The organism is Deferrisoma palaeochoriense, from assembly GCF_054656955.1.
Genome location: NZ_BAAHXI010000004.1, coordinates 88,556 through 103,747 on the forward strand (window position 1 = coordinate 88,556; position 15,192 = coordinate 103,747).

Here is a 15,192-nt window from a genome sequence, read left to right on the forward strand (position 1 = left end):
TCCGGCGCGCCCCATGCGCCGGAATCAATGGGTTTTCGGCCTCCCAGCTTCCTAGCTTCCCAGCTTTCCAACCTCCAAAGGACCGAGCATGCGCTTCTCGAGTGAAGAGATCCTGGAAACCGTCGGCATGATCGCCGAGGACCGGCTGGACGTGCGCACGGTGACCCTCGGCATCTCCCTGTGGGACTGCGCCGACCCCGACCCCGGGGCTTGCGGCCGCAAGGTGGCCGAGAAGATCCGCGCCCGGGCCGGCCGCCTCCGGGAGGTGGCCTCGGAGATCGAGGCCGAGTTCGGCGTGCCCATCGTGAACACCCGGGTGAGCCTCACCCCCCTTGCCTTGGTCGTGCCCCGCACCGAGCCCGAGGCGTTCGCCGAGGTGGCCCGGGCGGTGGACGAGGCCGGGGCCGACGTGGGCGTGAACTTCGTGGGCGGGTTCTCGGCCCTGGTCCAGAAGGGGGCCACCGAGGTGGACCGGGCCCTGATCGGGGCGATCCCCCGGGTGCTCGCGGACACCGAGCGGCTGTGCTCCTCGGTGGTGGTGGCGAGCACCCGCACGGGCATCAACATGGACGCCTGCCTCGAGATGGGCCGGGTCATCCGGGAGACGGCCGAACGAACGGCCGACCGGGACGGGATCGGGTGCGCCAAGCTCGTGGTGTTCGCAAACCCCGTGGAGGACAACCCCTTCATGGCCGGCGCGTTCCTGGGGCCCGGGGAGCCCGAGGCCACGGTGCTCGTGGGGGTGAGCGGCCCCGGGGCCGTGCGCCGGGCCCTGGAGGGGCTGGACCCCGGGGCCGACCTCGGGGAGGTGGCCGAGACGATCAAGAAGACCGCGTTCAAGATCACCCGCATGGGGGAACTCGTGGGCCGCGAGGTGGCCCGGCGGCTCGGGGCCCGGTTCGGGATCCTGGATCTTTCCCTCGCCCCCACCCCGGCCGAGGGCGACAGCGTGGCCCGGATCCTCGAGGTGATGGGGCTCGGCCGGGCCGGGGCCCCGGGATCCACCGCGGCCGTCATGATGCTCAACGACGCCGTGAAAAAGGGCGGCATGTTCGCCTCGTCGTCGGTGGGGGGCCTTTCGGGGGCGTTCATCCCGGTGAGCGAGGACGCCGGCATGATCCAGGCGGCCGAGGAGGGCGTGCTCACCCTGGAGAAGCTCGAGGCCATGACGGCGGTATGCTCGGTGGGCCTCGACATGGTCGCGGTGCCCGGCGACACCCCGGCCGAAACCCTGGCCGCGATCCTGGCCGACGAGATGGCGATCGGGGTCGCCAACGGAAAGACCACGGCGGTGCGGATCATCCCGGCCCCGGGGAAGAAGGCGGGCGACCGGGTGCGGTTCGGGGGGCTTCTGGGCGAGGCCCCGGTCATGCCGGTGAACCCCACCCCGTGCGCGGGGTTCGTGCGGCGGGGCGGCCGGATCCCGGCCCCGGTCCAGGCGTTCCGGAACTGAAGGCGCGGGCCGTGGCCCCCGGAGGATCCGTCCCATGAGCCCCCTGCGCTGGGCCCTCTACGCGCTCGCCGGGGTGGCGTTCGCCGCCTGCCTGTGGTTCGGGGTGGAGGCGGGCCGGTTCGTGGCCCGGTCCGAGGCCGTCACGGCCACGGTGGAGGGCCGGCAGAAGGTGGGGCTTCGCACCGGGGAGATCGCCCTTGCGTTCCCGGGCCCGGAGGGGGCCGAACGCAGGGGGAAGCTCCGGGGGTACTGCTAACGACCCGGCCCACGCCCCGGGGGCCGAGGTGCCGGTCCGGGTGGCGGGCGACGACGTGCGGCCGGCGGCCTGGGAGGATCTGGCCATCCCGCCTCTGGTGGCCGGGTTGCTGGGCGGGGTGTTCCTCTGGCTCGCCGCCCTGGCGGGCCGGGGGCCCCGGGCCTCAGGGGGCGCCGCCGAAAAGCCAGAGGAGTAGGGCCACCGCGAACCCCTGCACCACCCAGGCCACCAGGCAAACCCCGGCCGCCCGGGCGGTGCTCTTGTAGTCCAGGGCCTGGCGCACGGCCACCACCATGGCCGCGATGGTCCACACCCCGGCGACGAGGTGGGCGATCCACTGGAGGGGGTCGATCACCCCGACCCCCCGCACGATGCCCGGCGCCGCCGCGAACCCCACGGTGCGCAGGAGTTCCCCGTGGTCGGCCCGGGTTTCCGACTCCGGGAAGAGGCGGGTGCCCACCCAATAGGCCAGGTACGCCCACACGTACCAGCCCACCAGGGCGACCACGGTGCCTCCGAACACGCCGAGACGGCCCTGATACCCTCCGATCCCGGCGGCGAGGCTCGAAAGCACCACCACCCCCACGGCCTGCCCCAGGGCCGACCGGTCGGCCTCCACCTCCTCGTAGAGTTGCGGGTCGAGCCGGGCCGCCCGCACCACGCGGTTCACGAACGAATTTGCCATCGCGGTTCTCCTCCCTTGCACGAGTCCCCGGCGCCACCCGCTTCCGCGCCCGGTCACACCCCCGACAGCAGGAAATCGACCGCCCGCAGGATCTCCTCCCGGTGATGGGCAAGGCTGCCCACCCGCTCCCCGAGTCGGGACCGGAGCACCCCCGCGAGTTCGGCCGTGGACATCACCACCCGCCTTCCCTCCACCTCGAACACGGGGTTGAGGTGCCGGGCCGGTTTGGGCATGGCCTCGGCGGCCACCAGGGGCACGACCACCCGGGTGGCCAGGGGATCCAGCAGGTCGCTCTGAATGTCCAGGAGAAACGGGATCTCCCCCCGGGTGGCCTCGTCCGGGTTGCGGTAGATGTCGAACTGGGCCATCAGAACCGGCGCCACCCGTCGCTGAACACCCCCCGGGCGCTCACCCTCCGGTTGTACGCCTCGATCGCCTCGCGGTTCTCCTCGCGCCAGCGCTCCTGGTACCGTTCCGCGAGGATCTCGGCGAGCTTCTCCTCCAGGGCCCGGGAAAGGTTGATGCCTTCCTCCCTGGCCCTCCGGAGGAGGTCCTGGTTCACGGTGACGTTCGTCGCCTTCTTGGGCGCGGAGGGCTCGAACAGGGGAATCATGGGGACGCCTCCGAGTAATGCGCATCGTGATGCGCATACATTGCGCCCACCCGGCCCAGGGGTCAAGGTCCCCTGGATCTTGAGCCCTTCCCGCAGTCGGTGGTACACGGGGGGCCAAGGGGCGGGGCTGTCCCGCCCGTCCCGTAGATGCCCGCGGGTTCCCGCCCCGGGGCGGAGCCCCGCCTCCCTGCGCCCCAGGGCAACGGGTTCGAAGGAGTGCCCATGGCCGTCACCCCCGCGATCCGGTTCCTGAAACAGCGAAAGATCCCCCACGAGGCCCGGGAGTACGACCACAAGGTCAAGGGCGCCGAGTACGCGGCCGAGGCCCTGGGGTGGCCGGTGGAGGCCATGGCCAAGACCCTGGTGGTGGCCCTGGGGGACGGCACGTTCTGCCAGTGCGTGCTGCCGGGCGACGTGGAACTCTCGCTGAAGAAGCTCGCCCGGCTCGCCGGGGTGAAGGCGGCCCGCATGGCCACCGTGGACGAGGCCCAGAAGCTCACCGGGTACCTGGTGGGGGGCATCAGCCCCTTCGGGGTGCGAAAGCCCGTGCCCGTGTGGGTGCACGAGTCGCTCATGGGGTTCGAGACCATCGGGGTGAACGGCGGCCGCCGGGGGCTCATCGTGTTCTTGGCGCCCCAGGCGCTGGTGGACGCCGTGGGCGCGCGGGTGGCCGATCTGGCGGCGTGACCATGGGCCGGCCCGAGGCCGAGGAGACGCGGCTCCGGTACCTCTACCGGGCCCTCGTGGTGCGGGGGAAACTCCGGCTCCCGCCCGAGGCGGCCCGGGCCCTGGTGGGGCCCGACTGCGCCTACCACCTCTACCGCCACCTGCCGGCCCGGGGCGAGGCTCCTACCCCGCTCCCCGCCCCGAGAGACGGGGAGTCCGGCTCCGAGGACGGCGGCGGGCCGGCCTGATTTCCCCTTACTCCTCCCCCCGTCGCAGGGCCTTCTTGCGGCTGTGGAGCCGCTTTTCCTTGAGGCGCCGTTCCCTGGCGGCCCGGCCGGGGCGGGTGGGGATGCGGCGTTTTCGCCTGCGCCGCCGCCGGCGCAGGGCCTCGGCCAGCCGTTCCAGGGCGATCCTACGGTTCTCGGCCTGGCTGCGGCGCTCGGTGGCCGTGACCACGATCCCCGTGGGAAGGTGCCGGATGCGCACCCCGGTCTCCCGGGTGTTCCGGTGCTGGCCCCCGGGGCCCGAGGCCCGAAGGAACGTGATCTCCAACTCCTCGTCCCGGAACGGTTCGTCGCTCACGGGACCGCCTCCGTCTGCCACAGGACCCGGGCCGGGGCCCCGTCGCCCCGGGCCACGGGGAGCGGCAGGCAGTGGAGCACGCCCGGGCCGGCCGGCACGCCCGCGAGCCGAAGGTTCTCGACGATCACGGCCCCGGCGCCGAGGAGGATCCGGTGGGCCGGCAGGTCCGCGGCCCCGACGGGATCGGCGCTCGGGCCGTCCAACCCCACGAGCCGGGCCCCGGCCTCGACGAGGCCCCGGGCTTCCTCCGGCGTGAGCCCCTCGGCCCCCACGCCCCGCACCAGCACCCTCGGGGGAAGTCCCCCGGGAAGGCCGGCGAGTTGGCCCCGTTCCAGGAGCACCCCCGGCCCGATCCAGAGGTCCAGGGGAAGGGCGTCCAGGGGGGCGCCGTCGGGGACCAGGTGGGCCGGGGCGTCCACGTGGGTGCCCGAATGGGTGCCCAGGTCGAGCCTGCGGGCGCGGTAGCCTTCGGCCCGGAGCCGGGCCACGGTGCGCACCCGCACGGGCTCGTCCCCCGGGTACACGGGCGTCTCCGGGCCGACGGGATGGGTGAGGTCGTAAAGCATGGGGTTCCTCGTGGTGCTCCGCCTGGGGTGTCGCCGGGGCTCAACGTAGCAAAAGGGCGGGGCCGGAGCCACGGGGAACGGCGGGCAAGGGGCCGGTTTGAACCACGGAGGGCACGGAGGACACGGAGAGAAGTCCCCCCTGGCCCCTTTGGGGCCCCGCTGCGCGGGGAAGGGACGTCCGAGGCAGGGCTTGAGGGTGGGGGCGACGCCCGTGCCAGAACTCAGTGGACAGACGACAGAGGACAGGGGTTCTTTGAAACCTGACCTCTGAGTTCTGGCTCCCGTTACGAAAGGTGCTCCCCCAGGTCGGGACAGTCACGGGCGCTGGAAGCACAGATGATTTTGGCGTCCTAGCCTTCCAGCCTCCCAGCGTCCCAGCGGGAAGGCGATTCACGCCCCGCTGCCTGCCCTTCGCGCCCGTCGGCTTCCCGCGCCCCCGGGTTCCTGTCGTAGCGAGGTGAACCCACCGCAATCAGTAGATCGTCGTGTACCCCGAGAACACGATCTCCAGGGTCTCGTCGAACCGTTCCTCGGCCTCCGGAAGGAGGGCCTCCAGGTCCTCGGGGGTGAGGCCGGCCGCGGCCCAGGCCGCCTCGTCGGCGCTCGGAGCGTCCCCGGGTTCGACGCACAGGATCCCGGGTTCCCGCAGGCTCGCGGCGGCGTTGGCCAGGTGGACCCGGGCGGCGTCGGCGGGGTGGGCCCGGGCCCGGGAGGGCACGTGGTGGAACTCCACCGGCGCCCACAGGCTCTCGGGCAGGCCCCAGGCCTCCAGGAGCCGCGCCCCCACGTCGGCGTGGGTGAACCCCCAGTGCTCGTGCTCGGCCGCGTGGAGCCGGGCCCAGCCCTCGCCGTCGGCCTCGAGCACCCGGCGGCTCCCCTCGGGGTCCAGGTGCAGGAGGACGAGCCACCCCACGTCGTGCAAGAGCCCCGCCAGAAAGGCGCGCTCCCGGCCGGCCCGGCGCTCCCGCACCAGGACCGAGGCCACGGCGGCCGTGTACACGCTGTGGCGCCAGAAGGAGTCCACGTTCACGTCTTCCGGGGGGACCTTGGCGAAGGTTTCGGCCGCGGCGGTGGCGAAGGCGAGCGTCCGGATCTCCTCCCGGCCCAGGAGGGCCACGGCGTGGGTCACGGTTTCCACCCGGCGGGGCAGGCCGTAGAAGGCGCTGTTTACGAGCTTGAGCACCCGGGCCGAGAGCGCCGGGTCCGTCCGCAGTGTCTCGGCCACGTCCTCCGCTGTGGACCGGTCGTCGGCCAGGACGTCGTTGAGGCGCAGGCACGCCTCGGGCAGCGATACGAGTTCTCCCGCGCGGGCCACCAGATCGTCGAGGGTCATTTGCCACTCCTTGGGGGCGATGCCAGGGTGCGACCGACGGGGCGTGCATCCGTCCCTGGGGTGTCCTCCGTGCTCTCCGTGCCCTCCGTGGTTCCGATCCACGGGGTCGCCCCGATTTTCTTTTCGGCCGCCGGGCCCGCGGGCTCAAGGTGGCGGCCACGGATCGACCTGGTATCCTCGCTCCCCGTGTCGGGTGCCAGAGGACAGAAGACAGAGGACAGGGGGGGTCTGACATCTGACCTCTGAATTCTGCTCCCTGACACGGCAACTGCCCCCACGGGCTGGCCGCCGCGATAACGTCGGAATCCCGAATGCTGTTAGCCGCCTAGCTGCCGAGCAGCCCGGCCGCCTAGCCGAAGCTACTCGGAAGGAGGAGACCGTGGAGCGAGTGCTGGAGCAACTGGAGGCGCGCCGGGAGGCGCTCCTAGAAGAACTCTTTGCGTTTTTGCGCATCCCCTCGGTGAGCGCCGACCCGGCCCAGGCGGCCGACGTGGCCCGGGCCGCCGAGTGGCTCGCCGGGCGGCTCGCCCGGTCGGGGTTCGAGGCCCGGGCCGAGCCCACCGGGGGCCACCCGGCCGTGGTGGCCGAGTGGCGCGGGGCCCCGGGGGCGCCCACGGTGCTCCTCTACGGCCACTACGACGTGCAGCCCGCCGATCCGGCCGACGGCTGGACCTCGGACCCCTTCGAGCCGGCCGTGCGGGACGGGCGCATCGTGGCCCGGGGGGCCACCGACGACAAGGGCCAGCTCTTCTGCCACGTGGCCGCCCTGGGCGCCCATCTCGAGGTCCACGGCCGGCTCCCCGTGAACGTGGTGGTCCTGTTCGAGGGCGAGGAGGAGTCGGGGAGCGAGCACCTGGAGGCGTTCCTCCAGGCCCACCGAGACCGGTTCCGGTGCGACGCCGTGGTGGTGAGCGACTCGGGCCGGCTCGACCCGGCCGTTCCGGCCATCACCTACGGGCTGCGGGGCCTCGTGTACCTGGAACTCACCGTGCGGGGCCCAAACCGCGACCTCCACTCGGGCTCCTTCGGCGGGACCGTGGCCAACCCGGCCAACGCCCTGGCGCGGCTCCTGGCCTCGCTCCAGGACGAGGCCGGCCGGGTGGCCGTGCCCGGGTTCTACGACCGGGTGCGGCCCCTGGAGGCCTGGGAGCGGGAGGCGTTCGCCCGCCTGCCCTTCGACGAGGAGGCCCTGCGCCGGGACCTCGGGGTGGATGCGCTCGCAGGGGAGCCGGGCTTCACGCCCCTGGAGCGGCTCTGGGCCCGGCCGACCCTCGACGTGAACGGGCTCGTGGCCGGGTACACGGGGGAGGGCGCCAAGACCGTGCTCCCGGCCTGGGCCCGGGCCAAGGTGTCCTGCCGGCTCGTGCCCGACCAGGACCCCGACGAGATCGCCGGCCTCCTGGAGGGCTGGCTCGCCCGGCGGGTGCCCGCCGGATGCCGCCTCGAGATCTCCCGCCTCCACGGCGCTCGGCCCGTCTTGGTGCCCACCGAGGGACCGTTCATGGCCGCGGCCCGCCAGGCCCTGGCCCGGGGGTTCGGCGCCGAGCCCGCCTTCATCCGCGAGGGCGGCTCGATCCCGGTGGTCGAGGCGTTCCAGCGGCTTCTCGGCGCCCCGGTCCTCCTCCTCGGGTTCGGCCGGCCCGACGACCGGGCCCACGGCCCGGACGAGCAGTTCCACCTCGACGACCTGTGGGCCGGCATGCGCACCAGCGCCTGGCTCTGGCCTCTGCTGGGGGAGGTGGGATCGTGACGAAGCCCAGTTTCTGGCAGCGGGTGCGAAAGACCTTCGACCGGGCGGCCCGGCTCACCGCCCACGACCCGTCGCTCCTCGTCCAGATCCGGGAGTGCGACAGCGTCTACCGCGTGTGCTTTCCGGTGCGCCGCGACGACGGCTCGATCGAGGTGGTCCAGGCCTGGCGCGCCGAGCACAGCCACCACAAGCTGCCCACCAAGGGGGGGATCCGCTACTCCATGAATGTCGCCCAGGACGAGGTGATGGCCCTGGCGGCCCTCATGACCTTCAAGTGCGCCGTGGTGGACGTGCCCCACGGCGGGGCCAAGGGCGGGGTCCGGATCGCCCGGCACCGGTACTCCGACGCCGAGGTCGAGCGGATCACCCGCCGGTTCGCCTACGAGCTCATCCGCAAGAACTTCATCGGTCCCGGCACCGACGTGCCGGCCCCCGATTTCGGCACCAGTTCCCGGGAGATGGCCTGGATCGCCGACACCTACGGCGCGCTCGCGCCCGACAAGCTCTACTCCCTGGCCTGCGTCACCGGAAAGCCGGTGGGCCAGGGCGGCATCCGGGGCCGCACCGAGGCCACCGGCCGGGGGGTGATGTTCGGGCTCCGGGAGGCGTGCGAGTCGGCCGAGGACCTGCGGGCCGCGGGGCTCGGGCCGGGCCTCGCCGGCAAGCGGGTGGTGGTGCAGGGCCTCGGGAACGTGGGCTACCACGCCGCGAAGTTCCTCGGGGAGGCCGGGGCGGTGATCGTGGGGCTCGCCGAGTACGAGGGCGCGGTCCACAACCCCGACGGACTCGACGTGGAGGCCGTGGTGGCCCACCGCCGGGAGACCGGCTCGATCCTGGGATTCCCGGGGGCCGAGGACGTGGTGCCCACGGCCCGGGCCCTGGAGCTGCCCTGCGACATCCTGGTGCCCGCGGCCCTGGAGAACCAGATCACGGCCGAGAACGCCCCGCGCATCCAGGCCCGCATCGTGGCCGAGGCGGCCAACGGCCCGGTCACCGACGAGGCCGAGGCGATCCTCCGGGAGCGGGGCGTGTGGATCCTGCCCGACGTGTGGCTCAACGCCGGCGGGGTCACGGTGTCCTATTTCGAGTGGCTCAAAAACCTCTCCCACGTGCGGTTCGGCCGCATGGAGAAGCGGTTCGACGAGGACATCCACCGGGGGCTGGTGGCCGCCCTCGAGCGCATGACCGGCCGGCGGTTCGAGGCCGCCGAGGGCCAGCGGCTGGCCCGGGGGCCGGGGGAGGAGGAGCTGGTGAACGCCGGGCTCGAGGAGACCATGGTGCTGGCGTTCCGGGAGATCCAGGAGACCCGGGCCCGGCTGGGCAAGGAGGTCGATCTTCGGACCGCGGCCTTCGTGCTGGCCATCGACAAGATCGCCGCCTCCTACGAGGCCCTGGGCATCTGGCCGTAGATCAGGCGAGCCCGTTTTCCTCGCGCCACTTCTGGGCGCAGTCGGGGCACATGCCGTGGGTGAACTCGATGCCGGCGTGGGTGGAGAGGTACGCCTCGAGCCGGTGCCAGTACTGCTGGTCGTCGCGGATCTTGTGGCAGATCATGCAGATGGGCAGTAGCCCCTGGAGCCGCTTCACCTCGGCCAGGGCCCGTTCGAGTTCCCCGACCCGCTGGGCCAGGCGGTCGTGGAGTTCCACGGTGCGCTCGCCGGCCCGGATGCGAGCAAGGAGTTCCTCGGGACGGAAGGGCTTGGTGAGGTAGTCGTCGGCCCCCGCGTCCAGGGCCTCCACGAGATCGGGCAGGGCCTCCTTCACCGTGAGCATGATGAGGTAGGTGTACGGCCGCTCGTGGGAGCGGATCCGCTCCACGAGTTCGAGCCCCGAGAGCCGGGGCATCAGCCAGTCGGTGAGGACGATCCGGTGGTGGCCGGTTTCCAGGGCCTCCCAGGCCGCCTCCCCGTCCTCGGCCAGGTCGGCCTCGTAACCGGCCGCGAGGAGCGTGTGCTCCACCATCCGGCGGGTGCTTTGGTCGTCGTCCACGATCAGGATCCGCATGGAATCTCCCCTGGGCCCCCTTTGGGGGCTCACTGCGCAGGAATGGAACCGCCGAGTCAGGGCTCGGGTGTGGGACGGCCCTGGGCCAGGAGTCAGGGGACAGAGGACAGAGGACAGGGGTTCTCTGGCGCCTACCCCCTGCATTCCGGCCCCCCGCACCGTGGGACCGGCGGCACCGCTGGGACCACCAAAGATCTTGACGTCCTAACGTCCTCGCGTCCCAACGTCCCCACGTCCTAACGTCCCCGCGTCCCAACGGTCCACGGTGGGGGCAATCCATCGATCGTCCGGCCGGGGCAAGATCTTGAGCCGCTCGGAGCGTCCCGTGCGGTTCCCGTTGACACGCCCGGCCGGGTCTGGTAAAAAGCCGATTCTCTCGTGGGGCCGTAGCTCAGCTGGGAGAGCGCTTGAATGGCATTCAAGAGGTCGTCGGTTCGATCCCGATCGGCTCCACCACGAAAATCAAGGGCTTACGGGCCATCCCCGTAAGCCCTTTCTTCTTGTGCCCTGAGAACGTGGCCCTTCCGGTGGGCCGTTGGACAGTCCCCGACGCGGGCCAAGGCAGAAAACCCGAAGCCCCCCTTCCTTCCCCTCCTGGAATCCGTTCCCCGTGCGCGTGGTCGGGAGGCCTCAGCCTGCCGCAGGGCGTCTCTCGCCGTCCGCGGGTCCAGAATCCGGGGATCCCGAGGCTGGTCGTCTGTCGGCGAGCCGCTTCGCCACCGTCCGTTCCACCCGCCCCCAGAACTCTTTGGCGGGTAGCCAGCGGCCTCCGGCCACTTGGCCGCTCGGATCCCGGAAGAATGTGGTGCGCTCGCCCATCCGCTCGGCCTGCTCCTCTTCGATGGCGTCCAGTTCGAGGTCGGCGTCGGACACGTCCTCTCCGGTCGCCCCCGATTCCTCGGTATCCTCCACCCCCGCTCCCAGGGCTTGCCGAGACACCCCCAGGAAACGGGCGCACTCGGCCACGGTTCGGAACCCCCTGAGTTCGTAGCCGTCGGCTCCATCGCCGCGGGGGACCAACGCGACGGCGGCCGCCCCCAACGCCCCCTGAAGTCGTTTCCCCGGCGCAGGGTTCACATAGACCGTCCCGTGGTCCCTTGTCTCCAAGGGGCGCACCGCCAACCGTACCGGGTCGCTGTGCCCTGTCACGTATCGCCGCCCGATGTTTTGCGCCGCATTGATGTCGGCGTGCTTGACGCCGAGGCCGTCGGGTTTCAGGTAGGCCAGGAGTTCCCCCGTGCCCGTGGGCGCGAGCGTTCCCGGCCTCGCCTTCTCCGGGGGGATTCCGACGGCTTCCAGGGCGGGCACCAGCCAGGGGGCCCCGCCGGCCTGTAGTTGGGCCGCGTCTTCGGCGGTCAGGGCCCGGCATCGTACGCCGGGCGCCCCGGTCGTGGCGTCGAAACGGCTCGAAAAGGCGGCGCCTGTTTCGGCAACGGCGATGCCGTACTCCTCCGCCTGCATCTCGGCCAGTCGCCGGACCTCCCGGTGCATCCACCGCATCAGTTGCCGGTTCTCCGCCCGGGGCCGGTCGGTGCGGAACCGGTAGCGGGTGAGGTCCTCGAACACGATCAGGTCCACGGGGTCAAACCTTTGGGTCCAGCGGCCGTCCTCGTACACCAGCCCCCGGGCGGCCTGCACGATGAGGTCGGCCGTCGTCTTGGCGCGGTCCTCCCGGAGGTTCACAAAGTGTTGCCTAAGCCTTCGGGCCACCGAGCCGAAGCGTTCCCGGTCGAGTCGCTGGACCTCGGGCCTCCAAGGGGGCTGGTGCCGGTGCCAGGCGAGAAGGGTCCGGTACACCCGTTCGAGATGCTCCACCGCCCACGCGCTCTTCCCGCCGCCGCTGGTCTTGAGTTCCTTGGTCCGCCTGCGCCACTGGGAGATGTGCTCCCCGAGCCTTCGCTCGGCTTCCCGGTAGAGCCGAAAGGCTGCGTCGCGCCACTGGGGCGTCGGAGCCCCGGCCACGCCCCATAGCTCGGCGAGGTCCTCGTCCCGGAAGGGAAACCGCTCCCCCGATGCCTCGCCGTCGGCCCGGAGCGCGGCGAGCGCCTCACGCCGCTCCTCCGGGGTTTCCATGAGGCAGATCCGCCGAAACGTGCCAAGCCGGCGGATCTCCCGCCGTACCGCGAACAGTTCGTCGTCGGCCTCCCGGCGCCGGGCGAGCACGTCCTTCTCTGTTTCCTCTCCGGGCAGCCGAAGCACGGCGCTTCGTTCGAGCCGGTACGCCGGCGTCGCCGACACAGCCCCGTCAGCCCCCGTTGCGGGTTCCACCTCGTACACCGCAATGGCCGCGGCCGATCGCAAGCCCAGGTCCACGGCGAGCACGCGGGTGGGGGTGGTTGGAGCCCTCTCCCGTCCCTTGGCACTTATCCGCTCGCCGAGGGAAGAGTCGAACCAGGCCTTCTTGGTCTTCCGGATGCGGAACGTTTCTTCTCCGGCTTCGGGCACCACATCGAGGGCCACCTTGAAGTACACGGGTCCCACGGCGCCGTCGGCCAGGGCCTCCTCGCCCGTTTTCTCGGTGTGGCCCCGGTCGAACAGAAGAGCCGCACCGGCCACCTTTGCCGCCGATTCCCCAAGGCGGTCCTGGGTGCGGCGCCGGAGCACCAGGTCCCGACGGGTGCCCCTCGTGCGCCCCGTTCGTACCTCCTCCACCACGGCCCCTCGGGCCTGCCCGGACGGCGCCAGGGGAAAAGTGAAGCCCTGTTCCTCCAGCGGACCTGACGGGTCGCCGTCCACGGGGGTTAACAACCGAAGGGTAAGGGTGAGCTTTCCCGGTTCTGGGCTGGCCAGGCGGTAGGGGGCTGGTTCTGGTTTTTCGGGGGGTCGAACTCGGCGAACCGGGGATGTTCCCGCGCCTCGGCGAACGTGAACACGGGGTGCCGGCGGGTACGCTCCAGGAGCCGTTCCAGGTAGTTCCGTTCGGCCACGGCCTGCACCGCGTCGCCCGCCGGGTGCCGCACGAGCCAATCCTGCTCGGGGTGCGCGAGCCACGCGAGCAGTTCCGCCCCGCCGAATTTTCGGGGATTTTCGGCTTGCAGTTGGGCCAGAAACCTCCTGCGCTCATCCAGTGGCGCGCCCGGATGGGCTAGCAGCCACTCGCGCAGGCGCGGCCAGCCCCGCAGTTCCCGAAAGCCCACCCGATAATGAGGCGCCGCGCCCAGCCCCTCGGCCAACCGTTCCAGGGCCAGGGTGCGCTCCTTCTCGTAGCGTCGAATCGCCGCCAGGGCGTCGGCAAGGGGCTCCGCCCACCGCTCGTCCCAACGGACGAGGCGGTCGAGCCGCTCCTGGTACGCGACCCGGGCTCTATGGCCCCACGTCTCCCAGGAGTTCAGGTGCCCCACGGCAAGGGCGAACGCCATGCGCTCGTACTTGGTGAGGTTGCCGCGGGTACCCCGGATCAGCCCTTCGCCAAAGGGAGCCGCCAGCGGCACCACACCGAGGTCTCTCAACCGCGCCTTGAGAAGAACGTCGCCCGACCACTTCCCCTGGAGGTCCGAAAACAAGCGAAGCGGCCACCCAGGGTCGCCGTTGTGGTAGCTCACGAGCCATGCGGGCGGGCGGCCCGTGCGGTTGAGAAGTTCCTCGTTCGAGGCCAGGATGCCCCGGGCTTCCTCGGCCCACGCCTCGTCGGGTTCCCGCCAGCCGTCGCCGGTTCGATACCGCTGGAGCACGGGGTCGAACACCGCCAGCAGGTGTTCGTCGGCCTGGCCCGAGGCCGAACCGGCCGACACCAAGAGGTCGTGATAGTTGCGGGCATCCTGGGCGCTTCCCCGGCCGGGGTCCCGGCTGGAAGTCACGATGTGGCCGTAGAACTCCCGCAACAGCTCGCAGGCTTCCTGGCGGCGTTCGGGCGGTACGCCTCGGTCGCGAAGCCGTTGTTCGAGGCGGCTTCTCCACACGGCGGCCGGGGCGATCTCGTCCTTCTCCTCGGGGGTCTGCCCCACGCACACGTCGGCCTGCCGCATCTCCAGCAGCAGGTTTTCGTAGTGGGCAACGGCGCGGTTTACAAAAAGGTGGGTGGCCCAGAGGGCCTTTCGAGCGCGGACGGACTCAGGGGAGTCATCGCGGGGAACAACGAGTCTGAACTTGATCGCCCGGGTTGGCATGCGCCCCCCTCTTTCCAGAGCGCCGGGCCTGGCCGGAAATATGGCGTCCTTCTTTGCGATTTGCTCGGCGCCCTTGTCAGTTCTTCTCCGGCCTCCAATGACCCATCACTTCCGGTACCGGTTGCAACGGGGCGCAGAGGCAAGAAGGTCCCGCCCGCGCACGTCCCAACGACCCATCACTTCCGGTACCGGTTGCAACACCAGGGCCTCCAGGTCCCCCTTGCCGCCCGCGCGCGTCCCAACGACCCATCACTTCCGGTACCGGTTGCAACCCCACCCGCCCCAAGACCATCGTTGCGATGCGGGGTTCCCAGCCCGTTTCCGCGAACCCATACCGCTTGGTTGAACAGGGTCGGTTTCACAGGAGTTCTCCGCCGTGGGTCGCAGAGGGTTTTCCGCCGGATTGCGGGCAGTTAGGCGCCGAGCGCGAACCCCCTCGGAATCGCGTGTGCGCCAGAGGTTCGCGCCGTGCCACCCCGCTCCGCTGTCAAAGACCGGTGCCCGGAACTGATGAGTCGTCCGGTGGATTGACGGACGGCTGAAACGTCCGCCGAGGGACTTTCCACCGCGACAGCCCGGCCCCATGGGCCGGTTCTCCTCTCCTATCATACAGGGCCCGCGGTAGCAAGCCTGGTGTCGTGGCCGACAAGCGGCTGGGGCCAGGCATGTCTTGACCGCCGCGCCGCTCGCGGCGAATGTCTGTTGATGGCCGCGGAAGGTCTCGTCGGACAGGATCTGACCGATTTCCCAGTCCGTCCTATTGCCGATGCCGTGGGATCTTCGGCATTCTCTCCGCGCCAGACAGGGCGGGGTGATGAAGGGGCGGCACACCGAGGGCAGGACAGCATCTCACGACCGAACGGCCACCGGGGCGCCGACGTGCGTCCGTGGCCGTTTTTTTGTTTGCGGCCAACCGGTCTGGGCACGACCCTCGGGCGCATTGCCATGAAGCGATGGAGGGAGTCGGGCAAAGGGAAAGGAGGAAAGGCACCGGTTGTCGGGAGGCTCCCCCAACACGTGTCTGATCGTGGATGAAAGTGGGTTCCCCAAGAAAGGCAACCGCTCGGTCGGCGTGGCGCGCCAGTGGTGTGGGCGCCTGGGAAAGGTGGAGAACTGCCAGGTGGGCGTGTTCGCCGCCCTGGCCCGAGACGGGGAGGTGACGCTGACCGATGCCCGGC

The 15,192-nt window shown here is 71.3% G+C and carries 16 protein-coding genes, 1 tRNA gene and 1 pseudogene; 9 read left to right on the plus strand and 9 right to left on the minus strand.

The features are described from left to right. Positions 1–88 precede the first annotated feature (88 nt). Genes ACYQ8L_RS02355 through ACYQ8L_RS02365 form a run of 3 tightly spaced genes read left to right on the plus strand, consistent with a single transcriptional unit; the run spans position 89 to position 1,905 of the window. Positions 89–1,453, plus strand: coding sequence for a PFL family protein (locus ACYQ8L_RS02355; protein ID WP_459940157.1), 1,365 nt, complete (start codon positions 89–91; stop codon positions 1,451–1,453). Positions 1,454–1,487: 34 nt separating this feature from the next. Further along, the gene (locus tag ACYQ8L_RS02360) at positions 1,488–1,709 is read left to right on the plus strand and encodes a hypothetical protein (RefSeq protein WP_459940158.1); all 222 of its coding nucleotides are present in this window, start codon (positions 1,488–1,490) and stop codon (positions 1,707–1,709) included. 40 nt (positions 1,710–1,749) lie between these two features. Continuing rightward, complete coding sequence (locus ACYQ8L_RS02365; RefSeq protein ID WP_459940159.1) at positions 1,750–1,905, plus strand: hypothetical protein; 156 nt, start codon at positions 1,750–1,752, stop codon at positions 1,903–1,905. Here ACYQ8L_RS02365 and ACYQ8L_RS02370 read toward each other — a convergent pair. From ACYQ8L_RS02370 to ACYQ8L_RS02380, 3 genes are read right to left on the minus strand one after another with little or no spacing between them, the layout of a single operon-like run. Further along, entirely contained in the window at positions 1,873–2,394 is a 522-nt protein-coding gene (locus tag ACYQ8L_RS02370; RefSeq protein WP_459940160.1) for a YIP1 family protein, read from the minus strand. The two genes, ACYQ8L_RS02365 and ACYQ8L_RS02370, sit on opposite strands and share 33 nt — an antisense overlap. Before the next feature lie 53 nt (positions 2,395–2,447). Beyond that, positions 2,448–2,762: a CcdB family protein gene (locus ACYQ8L_RS02375; RefSeq protein ID WP_459940173.1), complete on the minus strand. Its 315-nt coding sequence runs from the start codon at positions 2,760–2,762 to the stop codon at positions 2,448–2,450. Then, a complete protein-coding gene (locus ACYQ8L_RS02380) occupies positions 2,762–3,007 on the minus strand; it encodes a type II toxin-antitoxin system CcdA family antitoxin (protein WP_459940161.1) in 246 nt (81 codons plus the stop codon). Before ACYQ8L_RS02380 ends, ACYQ8L_RS02375 begins: the two co-directional genes overlap by 1 nt. 222 nt (positions 3,008–3,229) lie before the next feature. Here ACYQ8L_RS02380 and ACYQ8L_RS02385 point away from each other — a divergent pair, with 222 nt between their 5' ends. Together ACYQ8L_RS02385 and ACYQ8L_RS02390 are read left to right on the plus strand one after the other, a co-directional pair. Continuing rightward, on the plus strand, positions 3,230–3,694 hold the full coding sequence (locus ACYQ8L_RS02385) for an aminoacyl-tRNA deacylase (protein ID WP_459940162.1): 465 nt from the start codon (positions 3,230–3,232) through the stop codon (positions 3,692–3,694). A 2-nt stretch (positions 3,695–3,696) separates the two neighbouring features. Next, a complete protein-coding gene (locus ACYQ8L_RS02390; RefSeq protein ID WP_459940163.1) occupies positions 3,697–3,921 on the plus strand; it encodes a hypothetical protein in 225 nt (74 codons plus the stop codon). Positions 3,922–3,928: 7 nt separating this feature from the next. On the opposite strand, the gene ACYQ8L_RS02395 is transcribed toward ACYQ8L_RS02390, so the two are convergent. The 3 genes from ACYQ8L_RS02395 to ACYQ8L_RS02405 all read right to left on the minus strand — a co-directional run bounded on the left by ACYQ8L_RS02395 (position 3,929) and on the right by ACYQ8L_RS02405 (position 6,154). Beyond that, entirely contained in the window at positions 3,929–4,255 is a 327-nt protein-coding gene (locus ACYQ8L_RS02395) for a peptide chain release factor family protein (RefSeq protein ID WP_459940164.1), read from the minus strand. Beyond that, on the minus strand, positions 4,252–4,821 hold the full coding sequence (locus ACYQ8L_RS02400; protein ID WP_459940165.1) for a cyclase family protein: 570 nt from the start codon (positions 4,819–4,821) through the stop codon (positions 4,252–4,254). The genes ACYQ8L_RS02395 and ACYQ8L_RS02400 overlap by 4 nt, the downstream gene beginning before the upstream one ends. A 472-nt stretch (positions 4,822–5,293) precedes the next feature. After that, positions 5,294–6,154, minus strand: coding sequence for an HDOD domain-containing protein (locus tag ACYQ8L_RS02405; RefSeq protein ID WP_459940166.1), 861 nt, complete (start codon positions 6,152–6,154; stop codon positions 5,294–5,296). A gap of 379 nt (positions 6,155–6,533) precedes the next feature. On the opposite strand from ACYQ8L_RS02405, the gene ACYQ8L_RS02410 reads away from it, so the two are divergent. After that, positions 6,534–7,904, plus strand: coding sequence for a dipeptidase (locus ACYQ8L_RS02410; RefSeq protein WP_459940167.1), 1,371 nt, complete (start codon positions 6,534–6,536; stop codon positions 7,902–7,904). Beyond that, positions 7,901–9,313 (plus strand): Glu/Leu/Phe/Val family dehydrogenase, encoded by a 1,413-nt coding sequence (locus ACYQ8L_RS02415; protein WP_459940168.1) that lies wholly within the window; start codon positions 7,901–7,903, stop codon positions 9,311–9,313. Before ACYQ8L_RS02410 ends, ACYQ8L_RS02415 begins: the two co-directional genes overlap by 4 nt. A 1-nt stretch (position 9,314) precedes the next feature. Here ACYQ8L_RS02415 and ACYQ8L_RS02420 read toward each other — a convergent pair whose 3' ends face one another. Then, positions 9,315–9,908, minus strand: coding sequence for a response regulator transcription factor (locus tag ACYQ8L_RS02420; RefSeq protein WP_459940169.1), 594 nt, complete (start codon positions 9,906–9,908; stop codon positions 9,315–9,317). Between the two features lie 380 nt (positions 9,909–10,288). On the opposite strand from ACYQ8L_RS02420, the gene ACYQ8L_RS02425 reads away from it, so the two are divergent. Continuing rightward, positions 10,289–10,364, plus strand: a tRNA-Ala gene (locus tag ACYQ8L_RS02425). A 174-nt stretch (positions 10,365–10,538) separates the two neighbouring features. On the opposite strand, the gene cas12b is transcribed toward ACYQ8L_RS02425, so the two are convergent. Both cas12b and ACYQ8L_RS02435 read right to left on the minus strand, forming a co-directional pair. Next, a complete protein-coding gene (cas12b, locus tag ACYQ8L_RS02430; protein WP_459940170.1) occupies positions 10,539–12,644 on the minus strand; it encodes a type V CRISPR-associated protein Cas12b in 2,106 nt (701 codons plus the stop codon). Positions 12,645–12,649: 5 nt separating this feature from the next. Then, positions 12,650–14,014 carry a hypothetical protein gene (locus tag ACYQ8L_RS02435; RefSeq protein WP_459940171.1) on the minus strand — a complete coding sequence of 455 codons (1,365 nt, stop codon included), beginning with the start codon at positions 14,012–14,014 and terminating at the stop codon, positions 12,650–12,652. A gap of 1,003 nt (positions 14,015–15,017) precedes the next feature. On the opposite strand from ACYQ8L_RS02435, the pseudogene ACYQ8L_RS02440 reads away from it, so the two are divergent. Continuing rightward, positions 15,018–15,192 (plus strand): annotated as a pseudogene (locus ACYQ8L_RS02440) (transposase); the annotation flags it as partial.

Bases quoted from the DNA above. Each gene is read 5' to 3' on its own strand.
- ACYQ8L_RS02355 (WP_459940157.1), top strand. From the start codon at position 89: ATGCGCTTCTCGAGTGAAGAGATCCTGGAAACCGTCGGCATGATCGCC.
- ACYQ8L_RS02360 (WP_459940158.1), top strand. From the start codon at position 1,488: ATGAGCCCCCTGCGCTGGGCCCTCTACGCGCTCGCCGGGGTGGCGTTC.
- ACYQ8L_RS02370 (WP_459940160.1), bottom strand. From the start codon at position 2,394: ATGGCAAATTCGTTCGTGAACCGCGTGGTGCGGGCGGCCCGGCTCGAC.
- ACYQ8L_RS02375 (WP_459940173.1), bottom strand. From the start codon at position 2,762: ATGGCCCAGTTCGACATCTACCGCAACCCGGACGAGGCCACCCGGGGG.
- ACYQ8L_RS02380 (WP_459940161.1), bottom strand. From the start codon at position 3,007: ATGATTCCCCTGTTCGAGCCCTCCGCGCCCAAGAAGGCGACGAACGTC.
- ACYQ8L_RS02385 (WP_459940162.1), top strand. From the start codon at position 3,230: ATGGCCGTCACCCCCGCGATCCGGTTCCTGAAACAGCGAAAGATCCCC.
- ACYQ8L_RS02390 (WP_459940163.1), top strand. From the start codon at position 3,697: ATGGGCCGGCCCGAGGCCGAGGAGACGCGGCTCCGGTACCTCTACCGG.
- ACYQ8L_RS02400 (WP_459940165.1), bottom strand. From the start codon at position 4,821: ATGCTTTACGACCTCACCCATCCCGTCGGCCCGGAGACGCCCGTGTAC.
- ACYQ8L_RS02405 (WP_459940166.1), bottom strand. From the start codon at position 6,154: ATGACCCTCGACGATCTGGTGGCCCGCGCGGGAGAACTCGTATCGCTG.
- ACYQ8L_RS02420 (WP_459940169.1), bottom strand. From the start codon at position 9,908: ATGCGGATCCTGATCGTGGACGACGACCAAAGCACCCGCCGGATGGTG.
- ACYQ8L_RS02435 (WP_459940171.1), bottom strand. From the start codon at position 14,014: ATGCCAACCCGGGCGATCAAGTTCAGACTCGTTGTTCCCCGCGATGAC.